At 66.8% G+C, this 19,752-nt stretch carries 5 protein-coding genes; all 5 read right to left on the bottom strand.

What is annotated here, in order from left to right; genetic code table 11:
• Positions 1-2 precede the first annotated feature (2 nt).
• The 5 genes from ACQR1I_RS05835 to ACQR1I_RS05815 all read right to left on the bottom strand — a co-directional run bounded on the left by ACQR1I_RS05835 (position 3) and on the right by ACQR1I_RS05815 (position 19,229).
• Complete coding sequence (locus tag ACQR1I_RS05835; RefSeq protein WP_434867575.1) at positions 3-6,698, bottom strand: amino acid adenylation domain-containing protein; 6,696 nt, start codon at positions 6,696-6,698, stop codon at positions 3-5.
• A complete protein-coding gene (locus ACQR1I_RS05830) occupies positions 6,682-13,446 on the bottom strand; it encodes a MupA/Atu3671 family FMN-dependent luciferase-like monooxygenase (protein WP_434867576.1) in 6,765 nt (2,254 codons plus the stop codon). Before ACQR1I_RS05830 ends, ACQR1I_RS05835 begins: the two co-directional genes overlap by 17 nt.
• Positions 13,443-17,336: an AMP-binding protein gene (locus ACQR1I_RS05825; RefSeq protein ID WP_434867577.1), complete on the bottom strand. Its 3,894-nt coding sequence runs from the start codon at positions 17,334-17,336 to the stop codon at positions 13,443-13,445. Before ACQR1I_RS05825 ends, ACQR1I_RS05830 begins: the two co-directional genes overlap by 4 nt.
• A gap of 305 nt (positions 17,337-17,641) precedes the next feature.
• Positions 17,642-18,193: an MbtH family protein gene (locus ACQR1I_RS05820; RefSeq protein ID WP_434867578.1), complete on the bottom strand. Its 552-nt coding sequence runs from the start codon at positions 18,191-18,193 to the stop codon at positions 17,642-17,644.
• A gap of 277 nt (positions 18,194-18,470) precedes the next feature.
• A complete protein-coding gene (locus ACQR1I_RS05815; RefSeq protein WP_434867579.1) occupies positions 18,471-19,229 on the bottom strand; it encodes a DUF3102 domain-containing protein in 759 nt (252 codons plus the stop codon).
• Between the last annotated feature and the right edge of the window lie 523 nt (positions 19,230-19,752).

Here is a 19,752-nt window from a genome sequence, read left to right as displayed (position 1 = left end):
GTTTACCGGCCATCGAGAGTCGCACGCTGCCGGCGCCGTGGCCGCAAACGCTCTTCCGTTCCGGACAGACGGGCGTCCGGGCTTGCCGCGGCCGTTGCCCCGAGCTCGGCGATGCGCTGCGCGAGTTGTGCAACCGTGGTCGCTTCGAACACGGCGCGCAGCGGCAGATCGATGCCGAACACCTGCCGGGTGCGGGACAACAGTTGCGTCGCGTGCAGCGAATGACCGCCCAGCGCGAAGAAGCTGTCCTCGACACCGACGCGCTCGATCTGCAGCACCGATCTGAAGATCTCACACAGGCCTTCCTCGATGGCATTTCGTGGCGCGACGAAACTCGTCGTGAGCAGCGCGCCGTCATCGGGCGGCGGCAACGCCGCGGCGTTCAGCTTGCCGTTGATCGTCAAGGGCAACGCGTCGAGCATCACATAGGCCGCCGGCACCATGTAGTCGGGCAACACGGCCTCGCATCCTCGGCGCAGACTGCGCGCATCGAGCGCCTGCCCCTCGGCCGGCACGCAATACGCCACGAGCCGCCCGCTCTCGCCCTGCTGCCGCACCACGGCGTCGCGCACCCCGACGGCGCGGAGCACCTGCTCGATTTCGCCGAGCTCGACGCGGAAGCCGCGCACCTTGATCTGGCCGTCGAGACGACCGAGAAACTCCAGCTCGCCGTTGTCATGCCAGCGCCCCGCATCTCCGGTTCGATAGAGACGGCCGGCGCGGAAGGGGTCCGGGACGAAGCGCAATGCCGTCAACCCGCCGCGCCCGAGATAGCCGCGCGCCACGCCGGCGCCGCTGACATGGAGTTCGCCGGCCGTGCCGACCGGCACCAGCTCCCCATCCGCGTTCATGACATAGGCACCGAGGTCCGGGATCGGCACGCCGATCATGTTGCCTTGCGGCTCGCACGCATCGGCTGCGCGGATGCGCCGATGGGTGACATGCACCGTCGTCTCGGTGATGCCGTACATGTTGGTCAGAACCGGCTGCGCGTCGCCACGGCGCCGGATCCAGTCCGCGAGCGTCGCGGCGTGCAGTACGTCGCCGCCAAAGATCACGTGCCTCAACGCGAGATGCCGACGAATGCCAGAGCTGTCACGCCGCGCGTCTTCAGCCGTAAGCTGGGCAAATGCCGCCGGGGTCTGATTGAGAATCGTCACCCGCTCGCGTTCGACCAGGTCGAGAAACTCGCCGGGCGCGCGGCTGGTGTCCTGCGGCACCACGACGAGACGTCCGCCATGGAGCAATGCGCCCCAGATCTCCCATACCGAGAAATCAAACGCATAGGAATGAAACAGCGTCCACACATCTTCGGCCGAGGGCGTGTAGATCGCAGCCGTCGTTTCGAACAGACGCGTCGCATTGCTGTGCGAGACGACGACTCCTTTTGGCCGGCCGGACGATCCGCTGGTGTAGATGACGTAGGCGCCACTGTCGGGACTCGTCACCCCGGGCGGAGGCAAGTCCGGCAGGTCACGCCACGGCGCATCATCGTCCATCAGCACAACACGCGCCGGCCGCAACATCTCGGCGTGCTCGGCATGCGCCAGCACCAGCAGCGCTGCGCTATCCGCGATGGTGCCTTGGAGCCTGCCAGGCGGGTGCGCGGGATCGAGCGGCACGTAGATTCCTTGCGCCTGCAACACCGCAAGAATGGCGACGACCTGGTCGACCGAGCGATTCAGGCACAGGCCGACCCGCGTCTCGCCGAGGACGCCGAGCGCACGCAGATGATGCGCGAGCCGGGCACTTCGCCTCGCCAACTCGGCATAGCTCACGGCTTCACCCGCGTCCGTCACGGCGATCGCATCCGGCTGGCGGCGCGCCATGAGCAGGAAGCGCTTGTGCAGGCCGGCCGGAGCGGCCATCTCCTCACGGACCGCAAGCGACTGGGCCTGCCCGCGATTCAGGAGCAAGCTCAGCTCCGCGGCCGAGAGAAGGCTTACCGATGACCATGATGCGTCTATGGTCGCAGCCATCGTCTCCAGACAGCGCGCGTAGTAACCGGCCATGCGCTCGAGTTGCGCGGCCGGAAACACGGTCGTGTCGGCGATCATCACCAGCTCGAGCGTCTCGGAGGACGGCAGCACGCTGGCCTGCAGGATCAGGGGGAAGTCCGTCTGTTCCCACACCCTGTAGCCGAGAACCTCGACCCCGCCCTGTTGCGTGATCGCCTCGTAGACGTGGAAATGGACAAAGTTGAAAACGGCATCGAACAGGCTCCGGCCGCCGGCGAGCGTCTTGATCGCAGCCATCGGATAATGCCGATGCGGCAGCAAGCGGCGTTCGGCAGCGAATGTGTCCCGCACCAGGTCGACACTGTTTCCGGCATCAGCCAGCGACAGCTGCAGCGGCAGCGTGTTCAGGAACAGGCCGAGCACGCGCTCCCCGCCGTCGGCTTCGGGACGGCAATTGATCGTCACGCCGGTCGCGACCGTATTCTCTCCGGTCAGGAACGACAGCACGCGCAAATGCGCCGCGAGCAGCACGCTCTTCAAGGGCGCCTCCGCCCGGGCCGCCAACACGCGTAGGCCTGACGCGACCGAGGCCGCGATCGGCACCGGGACCAGCCGGATGTCGCGGCCGCGAGACCCGGCCGCGTTCGGCGACCTTGGCACGCGGCTCGACGGCAGCCGTTCGACCTCCGCCGCCCAGAACTGCTGGTGGACCGGCGCAGCGACCGCCTCGCGTTCCCGCGCAATCAGTTCGGCGAACGCGACCGGCGGACGCCTGCCGTTCAAGGCAATGCCGCCGCGGCAACGACTGGCGTAGCCGGACAGCAACTGCGTCATCAGGGTCGCGACGCTCCATCCATCGAGGATGACATGATGGAAGCCGAGCACGATCTGCATCTCGTCAGCAGAACGCCGCAGCAGATGGAAGCGCAGCAGGGGCGCCGCAGCGAGCTCATATGGCGTGCGCCGCATCTGCTCGACGATGTCGAGGATCCGCCGTTCCTGCGCGTCGTGACCGAGGGCCGAGATGTCCTCGCCGCTGCAGCGCGGCGCCGCAACCTCGTTCACGAGCTGCAGCTGCTCATCGAAATGGTCCAGCGAAAGGCTGGTGCGCAGCACGTCGTGCTGCGCCATCGCGGCAGCGAGTTCGGCGGTCCACGCCTGTAGATCGAGCGGCAGCCGGACGTGGAACGTGAACACGTCGCGATACAGACAGTCCGCCGGATTGAGCTGTTCCTCGAACAGCATGCCGGCCTGCAGCCGCGACAACGGATAGGCATTGCTGATCCCGGCCGGGATGCGCGCGCGATCGGCCGCAGAGAGCAAAGCGAAGGGAGGCGTCGACGATCTGGTCAGCTCCGGCCGCTCTGCAGTCTGCGCGGCTTCAGCATCGATCGCGCGGGCCAGTTCGGCCACGCGCGGACAGCGATAGAGCGTCGCAACCGAGGTTGAGAATCCTGCCCGGCGCAGATTGGCGAGCACCTGCAGGCTGATGATCGAGTCGCCGCCGAGCGCGAAGAAATCATCTGATCGTCCGACGCGCTGCGCACCAAGCAGTTCTTGCCATACGCGTACGATCGCGCGTTCGGTATCGGTGCAAGGCGGTTCATAGGTGCCGGAGGCGGCACGGGCGATGCCGCCCGGAGCCGGAAGCGCCTTGCGATCGAGCTTGCCGTTGCGCGTCAGCGGCCAACTCGGCAAGTCCACGAAAGCGACCGGCACCATGTGCGACGGCAGCGCCCGCTCGCAACGCAAGCGCAGATCAACTGCCATATCGGGATCATCAGCCGCAGCCAAGTAGTAGGCGACGAGTTGCCGCCGGCCGGGCGAATCCTCGCGGACCACGACCACCGCATCGCGCACTTGATGATGGGCCGTCAGAACGGCTTCGATCTCGCCAGGTTCGATCCGGAAGCCGCGCAGCTTGATCTGATCATCGCAGCGGCCGAGATATTCGATGTCACGGTCGGGCCGCCAGCACGCCAGATCGCCGGTTCGATACAGCCGCGCACCCGAATCGGCTGCGTAAGGGTCCGGGACAAAGCGCGCCGCGGTGGCACCGGGAAGATGCAGATAGCCGCGCGACACGCCGGCGCCGCCGACATAGAGCTCGCCCGGCACGCCCTCCGGCGAGGGCTGCAAGGCGTCGTCGAGGATGTAGAGCGCAAGGTCGGGGATGCGCTGTCCAATGAGACTCCGGCTGGTGCCCAAGCAGTCCGGCTGTGTGATCCGCCGCTGCGTGACATGAACGGTGGTCTCGGTGATCCCGTACATGTTGAAGAGCTGCGGCCGCTGGTCGCCGTGAGCGTCGAACCACGGCGCCAGCATCGACGGATCGAGCGCTTCGCCACCGAAGATCACGGTCCGCAGCCGCAAGGCAGCGGCGCGCTCGGCGTGGCGCGAGCCCGCGATCAGCGCCCGGAACGCCGATGGCGTCTGATTCAGCACCGTGACGCCCTCCTCCACCAGCAGATCGAGGAACTGCTCCGGAGCCCGGCTGGTGAGATAGGGCACGATGACCACGCGCCCGCCATGCAGCAGCGCGCCCCACATTTCCCAGACCGAGAAATCGAAGGCGAAGGAGTGGAACAGCGTCCAGACGTCATCGCAGGTGAAGTCGAACCAGGCCTGCGTGGCCGCCAGCAGTCGCGTGACATTGCCATGGCTGACCACGACGCCGCGCGGCCGCCCGGTCGAGCCGGACGTGTGAATCACATAGGCCGCATTCGCCGGCGTAACCTCAACCTGGGGCCGCCGGTCATCGGCGAGCGATGAAGCACCGGGCGCGTCAATGAGGATGGCCTGCACCTCGCCGACATCGAGCTGCTGGACCATGGCGCGCGACGTGACCACGACAGCCGTGCGGCTGGCGGCAAGCGTCGCGGCCAGATGCGCTGCGGGATCGCGCGGGTCCAGCGGCACATAGGCCGCGCCCGACTTCAGAATGCCGAGGATGGCGACGATCATGTCGCAGGACCGGTCGAGGTAGACAGCGACGCGATCTTCCTGCCCGATGCCGCAAGCCGACAGCCTGCGCGCGAACCGGTTGGCGCGACGGTCGAGTTCGGCATAGGTCAGCTGCGCATCGCCGTCGGTCACGGCGATGCGGTCGGCGTAGCGGCGCGACTGGCGTGCAAACCAGCCATGCAAAGTCTCATCGGGGACGATGAAGCGATCGATCTCGTTGCGCCGCTGGATCAGCTCGATGCGCGTAGCGGAGTTGATGACCGGAAGCAGGCTGGCCGGCACGGCATCGTTGTGTGCGATCGCTTGCAGCAGCGCGAGTAGGCCGTCCCGCATCTGCCTGATCGTCTCCGGCCTGAACAAGCAGGTCTTGTACTCGATCAGGCCGCACCAGCCGTCGGTCGTCTGCTCGACGTGCAAGCTAAGATCGAACTTGGAGGTAACGCTCGGCATCTGAACGGTGCTGAACCGAAGACCGGGGAGAGACAGTTGCTCGACGTCGCTCTTCAGGAACAGGAACAGCACGCGGAACAGGGGATTCTGGCCGATCATCCGGTCAGGCCGGACGGCCTTCACGACAGCGTCGAATGGCGTTGCCTGATGCGAGAAGCCCTGCAGCACCTCACGGTGGACTTGCGTGAGAAGATCACGAAAGGCGGCGTCGCGGCCGCCATGGTCGAAACGAAGCACGAGCAGGCTGGCGAAGAAGCCGACGATGTCCTCGAGCTCGCGCTCATTGCGTCCAGCAATGGAGGTGCCGATCGAGATGTCGTCGCTCGCCGCATAGCGCTGCAACAACAGACCGAAGGCGGCGAGCATGACCGAGAACATCGTCACGCCCTGCCGGCGTGCGAGACCTGCCAGCGCATCGGCCACATCCGCCGGCAGCGTGAACGGCTCCGACGCCCCGCGATAGTCGGGCGCGGCCGGCGCGCGCCGGTCGGTCGGGAGCTGCAATTCAGGAGCGTCGGCAAGATGCTCACGCCAATAGGCGAGATCGCGGTCGGTCTCAGTCCCGGCAAGCTGATCCGCCTGCCAATGCACGGCGTCAGCGAATTGCAGTCGCGGCGGCGGCAGCTTCGTGCCGCGATAATGCTCGACCATCTCGCGCAAAACCACGCCCGCCGACCAGGCGTCGGCTATGAGGTGATGGGCGCAGACCAGGAAGCACCAGTCGCGCTCAGCCAGCTGGACCAGTGTCGCGCGCAGCAACGGCGGCTCGGCGAGATCGAACGCGTGACGGCCGTCGGCATCCATCAGCGCAGCCAGCGCCGCGTCGCGCTCGCTCGGCGAAAGCGCGCGGAGATCGACATTGCGAAACGGCACTGTGACGCGGGCGTGGATGCGCGCGACGGGCTGGCCATCGACCACATCGAACGTCGTCCGCAGACTGTCATGGCGCTGCACGCTGCTGTCGAGCGCGGCCCGCCAGCGCGCGGGATCGAGATCGCCCTCGATGCGGATCGCCTGGCGCAGGACATAGGCAGGAAGGCTTGCCGGATCGAGCTGATGCAGGAACCACAGATTTTGCTGGGCCAGCGAGAGCCGGGTCCGGTCGGCGCCTGCCGGCGCTGGACCGATCGCCGGCGCCGGCGCGGCGTGTCCCCTATTCAGATAGGTGATCAGTTCCGCTTTGTGAAAGCGCAGCTGGTCCCGGAGCTCCGCCGTCACCACGCCCGCGGGCGCGCTGACGCGCAGATCCTCCCCGGCGACGCCGAGATCGATGCCCTGGCGCGCGCAGGTCTCCAGCAGCTGCAGCAGATCAGAGCGTGAACTCATCCCGTACCTTTTCTCGTCCCTGATCGACATCGGCAGGAGCCTGCTTCGCCCTGACAGCGTCGACGCGGACGCCGATCAGCAGCGCCTCTGTGAGGGATGCAATGCTGGCTCCACGCAGCAGATCGACCAGCGAGACATCCAGACCGAGGTCGCGGCCGACGCGGTTCTTGAACTGCATGGCAACCAGCGAATCGAGTCCGAGATCGGTCAGCCGACGGCTCATTTCGATGCGTTCGCGGCGCTGTTTCAAGATGTCGCCGACGATGTTGCACAGCGCGCTTGCAAGCAGCTCGCGCTGCTCGTCGACGTCGCCCAGCTTCAGCTTCGCCAGGAATGCTGCCGCGGCCGCAGATTGCGGCGCGGCCCGGCCAGCCTTATCGCCCAGCACGTCGCGCAGGAGCGGCAATCCTGCGAGGTGGCTGTCATGTTCGGCGAGCAGTCCGAGATCGCCCGGCAGCACGGCGATGCGTGACGGCGAGCGATGACCGAGCAGCCGCGCCAGCACCGCAATGCCCTGCGCTGGCGTCATTCGCTTCATCCCGGCCTGCGCCAGACGCGCATGCGCTTGCTGCCCATAGGCCGTGGTGGCGAAGCCGACATCGGACCAGGCGCCCCATGCGACCGACAAGGCGACCTGTCCGCTCGCCCGGCGCCGCTCGGCAAGGCTGTCGAGGAAGGCGCAGGCCGACGCGTAGACGGACTGTCCCGCCGGCGGTGTCAACGAAGAGAAGCTCGAAAACAGCACGAAGAACTGCAGCGGCTGATCTGCCAGCGCGCGATCCAGGGCGAGAGCCCCGACCAGCTTGGCGCGCAAGCCTGCCTCGACATCGGCCGCCTTGACCGCTTCCAGCGATTGATCGTGAAACACACCGGCAGCGTGGATGACTCCGCGGATGGCGGGCCGGCCGGCTGCCTTCCAATCGTCGAGGATGCGTGCGAGCGCAGCGGCATCGCCGATGTCGACGCTCCTGTAGTCCACGGTCGCACCGCGCGCGGTGAGGTCGGCGATGAGCGGATCATCGGCATCCCGCACTGAGCGTGCCAGCAGCAGCAGATGCCGTGCGCCCTGCTCGACCAGCCAGCGCGCAACCGCGAGGCCAAGGCCACCGAGACCGCCTGCGATCAGGTAGGCGCCATCGCCGCTGACGCCGATCTCTTCGACGGCGGGACGCAGCGGCGCGCGGACGAGCCGTCGCACATAGGAGGCGCCGCCTCGCAGCGCAATCTGATCCTCGCCGGGCGCGGCCCGCAACAGAGCGGCGATCCCCGCGGCGGCTTTTGCAGGCGTCGCCTTGGGATCGAGGTCGACGATGCCGCCCCACAGCCGCGGGTGTTCACGCGCAACGGCCGCCGCCATGCCCCACAGGCTCGCATGCGCGCAGCCCGCGACCGCGTCATCGTCACGGACCGCCTGAGCGTCCGATGTCCCGATGAAGATGCGCGTCGGACAACCCGCGCGGCGCGCGACCGCCTGCACCAGGGCGACGATGGTCGCGACACCCCGCGACTGCTCTGCGAGCACGGTCTCACCGTCGAGCTCCGAGATCGGCGGCGTATCCAGCGGCCACAGGCAGAGAATGCCGGGGCACTTCTTCAGATCAAGCGCATCAAGCCAAGCGAACGGATCACCAAGTGGCTGATCCGCCTGCTGCTCGAATCGGCGGACGCAAAGCGGCCTGCCGACGGTGGCGCTCAGCCACGCATCGGCGACACCCCTGGTATCGGCCAGCACGATCCAGTTCTCGCAGGTTGCGAGGGGCGGCGCTGCCGCGGACGCTGCCGCAGCCTGGCTGGCGCGCCAACTGACCTCGTAGCCCCACTGCGCGATTTCATCCTCGGCGGCCTCGGTCTTGAGCCGCTCGACGACGAGGTCGCGGATCGACAGCAAGGGCTGCCCATTTGCGTCGAGCGCGATGACGCTCCCGCTCAACGAGCCGGCAGACCCGCGCGCGATCCGCGCAGCCGCGTTGATGTCGTCCTCGGGCCATTCCGCGACAGGGCGATGCAACTGCACGCTGCCCACCCTCGTCGGAACGAAGATGCCATCGGGATCGCTCGCCTTGACATGATGCAACAACGCGGCGAGCGCCGTCTGCAGACAGCCATCGATGAAGGGGGCGCCGACCTCGCGTGCTTGGCTGCCGCGCACGCGGCCTAAAAGGCGGCCGATCGCACGGCCCTCGCCAACCGTAATCGAACTCAAAACCTGCAGGCTTCCGGTCAGCTCGACTCCACGCGCCGCGAGATCGCGATAGAAATCGGCAACGGGCACGTCGACGGGACAGCGTTGTTGCGCGGCGGTGAGGTCGACAAACGCGTCCTGCTGCGGCAAGGCGCCGTCGTCTGTCGCGATAGCAGCATCAATTCCAACCGCCGGCGTCTCACGCGCGCAGGCCTGCTCATGCAGATCGCGCAGCGCGGCGAGCTGCGGCAGGTGGGCCAGGATATCCTGATCACCAAGACCGAAATCCAGCAGGCAGGCGATCTCGTCCACTCCCGCCGCGCGCAGCCGCAGCGTCATGTCGAGGCAGCTGTCCGGCGTGCCGAACAGCGCGCGCGTGCCCTCGAAACGCTCGTAGAGAAAGCCGACGAACGCCTCCATGTCGGCGTCGGAGAGCGCGTCGATGTCGAAGTCCTGGCCGCGGCTTTCGGCGAGCCCGCGCAGCAGCGGCTTGCTCGCCTTGAGATAGTCGCAGAACGGCTTGCGGGCCACGCGACGAACCGTCTTGATATCGCCGGCAACAAAGGTGTGGCACATCACCGTGACGCGGCCGGAAGCCGGATCGTGGCCGTGCTCGGCGCGCGCCGCACGATAGATCGCGATCTTCTCGGCGAGCGCGTCGACATCCTGGTCGAGCAGATGTGTCAGCAGGTGCGTGCCCAACGCACCGGCCTGCCGGAACGATTCCGGATTGCGCGCCGCCGTGATCCACAGCGGCAGCTCCTTCTGCAACGGGGTCGGATAGACCCGGACCTCCGTCCTGGTCCCGTTCGCGCCGTCGACGACGACGGGCTCGCCGCGCCACAGCGCGCGCACGCGCCCGACGCCGTCGTAGAGATCGCGATAGCGATCCTCGTAGTTGCCGGACGCCAGAAGGAAATCGGCAGGATTCCAGCCTGGCGCCAGCGAGATGCCGATGCGGCCGCCCGACAGATTGTCGACCATCGCCCATTCCTCGGCGATGCGGATCGGGTGATGCAGCGGCAACACCACGCTGCCGGCCCGCAAATGGATGCGGCGCGTCTCGCGCGCCAGCGCGGCATGCAACACCGATGGATTCGGATACAGACTTCCCATCGGCGTGAAGTGACGCTCCGGCACCCAGACGGCGCCGAATCCAGCCGCATCGCCTCGCCGGGCCGCCTCGAGGATCAGCGCGTAGCGGTCGGCCGGCTCGTCGGACTCTATCGCCGCAAAGAACATCATCGAGAATTCGAGCGCAGTGCGAGCGGCAACCGCCGGCGCTTCATCGCGCGCCGTGATCTCAGATCTCTGCACAGCGCCGTCGCGCCGCAGCCGCACCTGCGCGCGGGTGTGAAGCTGCCATCCGATCGCGTCGTCACCGGCGCGGCGCGCATGGATGCTGAGCGCGGCCGAGCCTCCCGGGCGCTGCTCGAGCTGAACCTGAATGCGCTGGGCTGCAGGATCCTCCGCGTACAGCGTCCGCACCAGCTCGATGTCTTCGATCTCGCAGCAATCGACCGACAGGCCGGCGCGCGCCGCTTCGAGCGCCAGCTCGATCTGGGCCGAGACCGGCCAGATCGCGCGTCCCAGCAGCGCGTGCTCCCTGAGATAGCGGCGTCGCGAAAAATCTGCGTCGACCTCCCACGTCTGTGTCCCCGTGGGCGCTCCCACCACATCGACGCGCTCACCCAGCAGCAGCTCGGAGCCACGACCACGCGGCCCGGCTAATTCGACCGGCCTGCGATCCTCCTCGGGATAAAGCCAGTGACGCTCGCGCCGGAACGGATAATGCGGCGCTTCGGTGCGATGCCGGTCGGATCCGGCATGCACGGCGCGCCAGTCGATCGCAACGCCATCAACGTGAAGACGTGCGAGCGCCAGGCACGCCGTCTCGTCATCGTCGCGGCCACGCCGCAGCGCCGGACAGGCGGTCAGCTCAGGCACGGTCTGCATCGCCAGACCAGCCAGCGTCGGCTGCGGTCCGAGCTCGAGCGCGTGTGTGTAGCCGGCCGCTGCCAGCGTGCGCACGCTGTCCTCGAAACGGACCGGTGCCAGCACGTGCTCGCACCAGTAGTCCGGCTGCGCGATATGGTCGGGCGTCACGAAGCGGCCGGTCAGGTTCGACACCAGCGGAACGACGGGCGCCTGCATGCTGATCCCGGCGAGCGCGCTGCGCAGGCGCGCGACCATCGGGCGCATCAGCGGCGAGTGGAAGGCATGCGAGACAGACAGCCGCTTGACCTCGATCCCGTCCGCCTTGGCCCTTTCGATGACGACGAGAAGATCCTCGAGGCGGCCTGAGATCACGTTCTCGCCCGGTGCATTGAAGCCGGCGACGGCGAGCGTCTCGGGAAACGCCGCCACCGCCTGTCGCGCCCAGCTCGCCGGGGCGAACACCACCGCCATGCCGCCGCCCGGCGGCAGCTCCTGCATCAGGCTGCCGCGGATCGCGGCCAGACGCAGCGCATCCTCCGGCGTCAGCACGCCGGCGGCGGCCGCCGCAGAGATTTCACCGACGCTGTGTCCGAGCACGGCCGCCGGCTCGACACCCCAGTGCCGCCAGAGTTCGAGCAGCGCCAGTTGCAACGCGACCAGTGCCGGTTGCGTGTAGCGCGTCTGGTCCAGCAGAGCCGCCTGTGCAGAGCCCGGCTCGGCAAACAGCAGATCGGTCAGCCGCAGTCCCACCTGCTCGCGCAGCACCTCACAGCAATGATCGAGCGCGTCGCGAAAGCGCGGCTGGGATGCATAGAGCCGGCGGCCGGTGCCGGCATGTTGCGAGCCTTGCCCCGTGAACAGCAGCACCGGGCGAACGGCCTCGCGAGGGGCATGCCCACGCAAAACTCGCGCCGAGCGACCCGAGGCGCCTTCCCGCAACAACTCGGACATCTCCGCCGCATCAGCTGCGACGATCGCGACCCGCTCGGGCAGATGAGCGCGTCCGGTGCTCGCGGTGAAGCAAATATCAGCCAATTCGTTCCGACGAGCCTGCGCGAGACGGTCGGCGTAGCGCGTACACAACGCATCGAGCACGTCCGGGCCGGTTGCCGACAGCGGCAACACCCAATGTTGTCCGCGCGGCAGTTCGCCCGGCACATCTGCAACATCATCCCTGCCGGTGATCGGCCGTGCCGGCTTCATGTCGACGGGCGCCGCCTCGAGGATCACCTGCGCATTGGTGCCGACGAAGCCGAAGGCGTTGACCGCCGCCAGCCGCGGGCCATTGCCGAACCAGGGCGTCGGCGCCGTTGGAATTTGGATCGGCCGGCCCGACAACCTGATCTTCGGGTTGAGCTCGCGCAGATGCAGGCTCGGCGGAATCTCACCGTGCTGCAAGACCAGCAACGCCTTGATCACACCGCAGATCCCCGCGGCGCTTTCCAGATGACCGAAATTGGTCTTGACCGCGCCCAGCGCCAGCGGGCGCTCCGCGGGCCGGTCGCCATAGACATCCCCGATCGAGCCGACCTCGATTGGATCGCCGAGCGGCGTGCCGGTGCCGTGACATTCGACGTAGCCGACATCCGCCGCCGTCACGCCGGCTGCGGCCAAGGCATCGCGGAAGACGGCGCGTTGCGCCGCGCCACTCGGCGCGGTGAAACCGTTGCTCCGGCCATCCTGGTTCACGGCCGAACCGCGCACCAGGCCGAGAATGCGATCGCCGTCGGCCTCGGCCGCCGACAGCCGCTTCAATACGATGACGCCGCACCCTTCTCCGCGCGTATAGCCGTCAGCAGCCGCATCGAAGGTCCGGCAGCGGCCGCTCGGCGAGATCATGCGCGCACGCGACAGGTTGATCGTCGGCTCGGCAACGAGCATGACGTTGACGCCGCCCGCGAGCGCGATGTCGCATTCGTTGTTGCGCAGCGCCTGACAGGCCAGATGCACGCTCACCAGCGACGACGAGCACGCCGTGTCGACTACGATGCTCGGTCCCTGCAGACCGAGCACATACGATACGCGGCCGGCGGCGGCGCTGAAGGTCGCACCCGTGCCGAGATAGGCGCCGATCTCGTCACGCCCCATCTCGCGCAGCTGCCGGGCGTAGTGATCCTGGTACATCATTCCGACATAGACGCCGGTGCGGCTGCCGCTCAGGCCGAGCGGATCGTAGCCAGCGTCCTCCAGCGCCTCCCAGACGACCTCCAGCAGGACGCGCTGCTGCGGATCCATGTTCGCCGCTTCGAGCGGAGAAATTCCAAACAGTTCGGAGTCGAAGCAATCGACGTCCTCGATGAAGGCGCCGCTCCGGCTCAGGATCTTGCCGGGAGCATCGGGATCGGGGTCATAGAGCGCATCAGCATCGAACCGCGCGCGCGGAACAGTGCCGACGGCGTCGACCCCATCGCGCAGAACACGCCACAGGCTCGCGGCGTCACGCGCACCGCCCGGGAAGCGGCAGCCCATGCCAACAACGGCGATCGGCTCGCTCGCGGCCGCATCGCGCTCGGCGAGCTCGACGCGCAGCGAACGGATCTGTTCATAGGCGAGCCGCAGCACATCGTGAATAGGTCGTTCCGCCTGCCGGGCTTCGCCCTCAGGTGCAAGTCCGCGCCGATCCATCATGGCTGGCGATCCCGGCCGTCGATCTCAGCGGACAACAGTGCCGCAAGCTCCTTCTCGGACAGCCCATCGAGATCGACCGCGGCGACGCGGGCTTTCGTCGGCACCACCATGCTGCGCCGGTCACGCGGCGCGCGAGCCGGGACATCGCTGCCTGCCCGCGCGGCGAGGCTTTCGGCCGTGGCCCGCGCCAACCCCTCGATGTTGGGGTAGTCCCATGCAGCGGTCTGCGACACCTCGGCTTTGACGAACTGCGCCAGGTCCGATGCGAGTTCGACCGAGGTGACGGAGTCCAGGCCAAAATCCGCAAATGCACGTCGCCTGTCGACGCTCGCGATGTCCAGTTGGGCGCGTCTGGCAATCCACTGCTGCAGCCAGCGCTCGATTCCGAGCTGGTCCGGAGCGCCTGGAGCACTGACCATCGCGCGCGTCTGCAACGCCGCGCCCAGCACGCCTTGCAGCGGCATGACCTTCACGCGCGGCGCCGATATCGGCGCGTGCGCGAGCGCCGACGGCTGCGTGCTCGTGATCTCGACAGGGCGGTCCTCCCGCCGCAACAGCGGATCGATCTGATCGACGACGCCGGGCCGATGCTGTTCGTGATCGCCGATGTCACCAGCGAACCGTGCCACCGCAGCTTCAATCTCGGTGACCTCAAGCGCCTCGGGTGTGGCACCGGCCATCGCGTCGTCGACCGCCTTGGCCGCGAGGGCTAGGCGCTGCCCGGTCCAGTCGCGCGCGCGTGCCGCGAGCGGATCTGACGCCGCGGCACCGACGTCCTTTGCGACATCGAGCACGGCGCACCACACCGTCCAGCAGCCGAGCTCGGCGAGAAGCGCGACGCGCCGCTGCACATCGACATTCGTCTGCACGAGCCGCCGCGCCGCGCCATCGAGCGCCTCACTGAGCGCGCGAGCCTTCAGATGGTCTTGCAAGAAGGAGTGCAACGGCTCGCTGCCGGCGGCGATACGGCTGCCGACGAACATCTGCATCGTCTCGGTCGGTCCTTCGAAGATGCGCAGCAGGCGAACGTCGCGCAGCATCTGGGGCGCGAGATTGGTCTCGATATAGCCGCGCCCGCCGAGCATCTGGACGAGGCTGTCCACGCCGCGATAGGCGGCCTCCGCCGAGAGTGCCTTGATCGCCGCGTAGATCTCCGCAGGCACGTCTAGTCCCGCGTCGAGCCATCCGGCGAGGGCGTCGACGAACTGATCGAGCGCGACCGCTTCGACCAGCAGCGCCGTCAATCGGTCCCGCGACATGATGTTGTCGAGCAGCCGTCCCGACGCAATCTGCCGCCGGCCGGCATAGCGCACCATGAGCTGGGCGCTGCGCTTCAGCACCCCTGCCGAGACCGCGGCCGTGCACGCACGGCCCAACTGCAGAATGTCCTGGGCGATCTGCATGCCGCGCCCGATCTCGCCGAGCACATCGGCCGCAGTGGCCCTGACGTCGCGCAGCTCGACGCAGTTCTGCACCATCCCGCGCAGGCCGACCGTCAGCTCTTCCGGTCCCTGAACCAGACCTGGCGTGTGCTGCGCGAGCGTGAACGCGGTGACGCCGCGATTCACGCCGGCACGATCGATGACGCGGGCAAAGACATGAATGGTGCCGGCCCAGGCCGCCGTGCCGATCCAGCGCTTGCTGCCGTTCAGCGTGAACGTGCCGTCGTCGTTCTCGACCGCCGTCGCCGCGATCGCCGCCGAATTGGAGCCAGCCGCGGGCTCCGTGAATGCGAAGCTTCCGAGCTGACGTCCCTGCGCGAGATCAGGCAGCAACAGCCGGCGTTGCGCCTCCGTGCCATGGCGAAGCACGGGCTGAACACCCAGCACATTATGCGCCGCCACGAACGCCGCGATCGTGGTGTCGATCGCCGCGATCTGCTGCAGCACGCGAAGCATATCGCGATACGACAGCGCGAGACCGCCGATCTCCTGCGAAGCCCGCATGCCGAGCAGGCCCATGCGGCCGAAATCGAGCACGATGTGAGGCGACATCGCACGGCGCTCGTCGATGAGGCGGGAGTCGATGCGCGTCTCGGCATAATCGCGCAGCCAGCCGATCACGCGTTCGGCTCGCTCGGCGCTGCCGGGCCTCTCAGACTTCTCACGGGCGCCTGACGCAGCTTCGCTGCCGGACTGTCCGACGCGCAGCGCCGGCGCTTCCCAGCGATACGCTTCGGCCAGTTCGCCGGCCGCGAAGGCGCGGGCACATTCGCGGCGCTGAACCTTGCCGCTCGACGTCCGCGGCAAAGTCGGTGGCTGCAGCAGCACGACAGCCGCCAGGGCAAGCCCGTGCTGCTGCGCGACAGCCTCGCGGATCGCGCTGACGACTTTCTCTGCATCGAGCTGGCGCAGCGCCGTACGACGCACCTCGTGCACCACGACCGCCTGCTCGGTGCCGTCGCGCGAGATCGCAAACGCCGCGCCCGAATCCGCCGGCTGCAGGCTTGGATGCGCGGCCGCGACCGTGCGCTCGATGTCCTGTGGATAATGATTGAGGCCACGGATGATCAGCAGATCCTTGATGCGACCGGTCACGCAGACCTCGCCGGCCTCGACAAAGCCGAGATCGCCGGTGCGCAAGTAGCTTTCGCTGTCGCCCTCGCCTGCCAGCTTCGCGCCGAACGATGCGCGCGTCTGCTCGGGATTGCGCCAGTAGCCGAGCGCAACATGCGGACCGGCCAGCCAGATTTCGCCGACGTCCCCATCCGGTAGTGGCCGACAGCTCTCGGGATCGACGACGCGCAGCGTCTCGCCGCGTGGCGGCCTGCCGCATGAGAACAACACCTTCGCGCCAGGCGTTGCCGCGTCGACTCGCCGAGCCTGGCGTCGCTCGAGCGCGGCACCGTCGAGGTGAATACGCCGGCCGCCGCTGCCGGGTTCGCTTCCGGCGGCAAACAAAGTCACCTCGGCCATGCCGTAGCAAGGATGGAACGATTTGGGAGCGAAGCCACTCGGAGCAAAGGCGGCCGCAAACGCGTCTGCGACACGGGAATCGACCGGCTCCGAGCCGCAATAGGCGACACGCACAGACGACAGGTCGAGCCCACGCCGCTGCTCGTCGCTGACGCCCTCGACGCAACGCGCATATCCGAAGTTGGGCGCCCCGACCCAATCAGGACGGAAGCGCGTGATGGCTTCGAGCCATGTCGCGGGCCGCCGGATGAAGGTCGGCGCCGCCATCAACACCGCGCGCGCGCCAAGAAACAGCTGCTCCAGAAGGCTGGCGATCAGCCCCATGTCGTGGAAGACGGGAAGCCAGCTGACCGTATCCGAACGGCTCGTCAATCCGAAACTGTCGCGGATCATGATCAGGTTCGCCAACAGATTGGCGTGCGTGACGACGACCCCCTTGGGCGACATCGTCGATCCCGACGTATATTGCAGGAACGCGTAGTTTTCAGGCGACAGCTCCGGCCCGACGAACCGGTCGGCAAGCTGGAGATCGACATCCTCGCAGATCAGCAGCGCGCCTGCCGCTGCTCCGTCGCGACGCATCCCCTCGAGCCAGGCCTCGGTGCGTGCCTTCGCGCCTGATGTCGACACCACGACGCTGGCCTGCGAGTCCGCGAGGATTCGCGCGAGCCTCGGCCAATGGCGCGCATTTGCCGGCGGATAGGCGGGAACGGCAACGACACCGGCATAGAAGCAGCCGAGAATAGCAGCGACGAATTCGAGCCCCTGCGGACACAACAACAGCGCGCGCTGCCCGGGCTGCGTCACATCGAGCAGAGCGGCGGCCATCGCACGCGCGCGCGCGTCGAGCTCGCCATAGCTCCACGTCTGCTCGTCGCCGTCATCGCCGAGGAACGTGATCGCGGGACTTTTGGTGTGAGCAACCGCGTGCCCCCGCAAAATGTCGACGAAAATCTGAGGGCGGCGGGAATGCATGAAAACAAATTCCCCAAAATTAGATCACGTATATCATGGGTACTAACAACGTCAATGTTCGCGCGCCTTCGTCCACGATTGAGATCGGCCCGCTGTTACGAAGCGACGTCGCGAATCGACCACGCGGTCACCCGCAACCACCTGATCGTCGAAGACACAGGGGAGATGCGACGAGTCGATTGCGGACGTTGATAGTCCGCTGGAGATCGCTCCAGCACCTCGTCCAGCCGGCGATGTCCTTCGCCAAGTCCGCCGCAGGATCTGCGAGCGCCTCGCAACGCGCGCAGAGGCATCGACTCCGGAGCTTAGTTCAGCACTTCGAGCCAGCCCCGACCGGCCAGTTCAGCGACGTCGATCTTGGCGTGAACACACACGCGTGTGCCATCCAGCGTGAGTTTGCCCTGCAGAGCTAACATGCCCTGGCGCGACTCCAAGTCGCAGCCGGCCAGTTCGAGCGTCTTCGGATCGAACCGGATGCCGAGCTCGGTGCCGCCGCGCGTCTCTGGAAACCGCACCATCACATGTCCGAGCTCGATGCGTTCGCGCAGCCGCCGTGACGGATCGTCGCCGAGACCGACGATCTCCACGCGATGATCGCCACGGCTGAGAGTTTCCACGACGGTCGGCCCCTCCGGCATGGCAATCGGAGTCGGCGCGGGACCCGGATTGGCCATCTGCTCGCGCAGGCTGCGAGGCCGCATGTCCGTCCAGACCTCGTCGATATGAGCCAGGCATTCCGGCTTCGTTCCCGCCATGCCCGTGGCGTGCCAGCCCGGCGGCATCTCACGCCCTTCGGGCCAGATCGAGTACTGCTCCTCGTGGTTCATGACGACGAGGTAACGCGGCTCGGCGGACATGCTGGACATCGGTGCTCCTGATCGACAAAGCCGTTTGAGAACGAGGATGATCCGGTGATCGGCCGGCCTTTCACCTCAATGTTGTACGTCAACATCGCCGGGAGCTCTGCAAGTGGATCACGGTCCCGGCCCACATGCGACTATTATCTGTGGACGATCGTTGTAAGTGCAGACCTCCGGCGTCGCGCACCCTACCTCGAGACCGTCTTCGCAGCCGAAGCTGCCCCGCACGGCACACGTTGCGGCATCCGCGACTGACATGACGGGTGCGACGCCATCATTGCTCGACGGCCAAGTGATCGAGATGCATTTTTCCCGATCGAACCATGGCGACCGCGTTGTAAATGGAATTTCCCAGTTCGGGATCGGATCTCAGCGACGGGCGAGCGAATATCCCGATCACGCGCTCGAGATCGCGCGCGGACAATCCGTCGCGGAGCACGCGAACGAACTCGGCCAGCGACGCTTCGCGATCGAGCCGCACGTCGTTACTCACGTCCGCGTCATCCTCCTCGATGACAGCGTCGTCGCGCTTGCTGCCGATCATCGAAGCACGGCGGTCGTCGCCCCGTCGCAGCGCCCGCGCCCGCTCGCGAACCGACGACACGGCGATGTGCTTTCCGGCGACAACGTCGGCCAACACGTCATCCACCAGCTCCTTCGGAGCGCTCGGAGCAGACAGGATGTAAAGCAGCGAGGCAGGCAAATGCGAAACGTTTTCGCTTTTGCCGGTCGTCCAGTTCGCGACCTGCATGTAGTTTTGCGCCGTTCGCACCGGGATACCGACTTCCTGCTCGACCCAGTTCGCAAAGGCGCCATGCGCAAGATAGTGCTTGGCGGCCAGCAGATCCTTGCCGACCTGGATGATCGAACGCGAACTTGTCTGGCTGATCCGCCGGGCCTGCCCCTTCAGGAATCTCGCCACTGATGGATCGACGGATTCATAGTCAAAGCCGGACTTGCTGGGGGGGTATGACTGCTCGACGGGGGACGGCACGAACCCGACTTTTGCATCAATACGGCTCAGCATCCGCATTCTATGTTCGGACACGCTGCGATCCCCTTCCAAATTCACCTGTCTCGAACGCTCCAACAAAGTTACGCCCTGGCGTCTCGCGGGTGTTTCCATCAAAATCAACAACCTATAGTGTTATTCAATCACTACGCACGGTCAAGCAACAAATACCGCAGACTCCTGGGCACGGCTCCAGGCCAACGGCTCCAAGGCCAACGGCTCCAAGGCGATCCAACGAGCGCGACGGCAATCCGCTAACTTTCGTCAGTCTGTCCCGGCACTTACTCTCTATGCCGCCTCCTTTTTCCTACCGACACTTTATATATGCGCGACAGCACTCGGTGCTCGAGCTTCGCCTCCGGGTGCGGACGTCCGGCAAGTGTGAGCCGATCAAGTTCATTCCTCCTCACAGCGCGACCGCAACGCAAGCATCGAATCCAACGCCGCGTCAGCTATCACCAACTATCACAATCCGGTTGGTATTCCCGTGACGCCTTCCATTCCGCGCCACGGCGCGGAGCGTCATGCTCGGACAAACGCACAT

This window comes from Bradyrhizobium sp. HKCCYLS2038 (genome assembly GCF_051167655.1).
GTDB lineage: Bacteria > Pseudomonadota > Alphaproteobacteria > Rhizobiales > Xanthobacteraceae > Bradyrhizobium.
This window is presented reverse-complemented; position numbering and strand designations above follow the sequence as displayed.

Excerpts from the sequence above, each read along its gene's own strand:
- ACQR1I_RS05830 (WP_434867576.1), bottom strand. The coding sequence starts at position 13,446 with ATGATGGATCGGCGCGGACTTGCACCTGAGGGCGAAGCCCGGCAGGCG.
- ACQR1I_RS05820 (WP_434867578.1), bottom strand. The coding sequence starts at position 18,193 with ATGTCCGCCGAGCCGCGTTACCTCGTCGTCATGAACCACGAGGAGCAG.
- ACQR1I_RS05835 (WP_434867575.1), bottom strand. The coding sequence starts at position 6,698 with ATGAGTTCACGCTCTGATCTGCTGCAGCTGCTGGAGACCTGCGCGCGC.
- ACQR1I_RS05815 (WP_434867579.1), bottom strand. The coding sequence starts at position 19,229 with ATGCGGATGCTGAGCCGTATTGATGCAAAAGTCGGGTTCGTGCCGTCC.
- ACQR1I_RS05825 (WP_434867577.1), bottom strand. The coding sequence starts at position 17,336 with ATGCATTCCCGCCGCCCTCAGATTTTCGTCGACATTTTGCGGGGGCAC.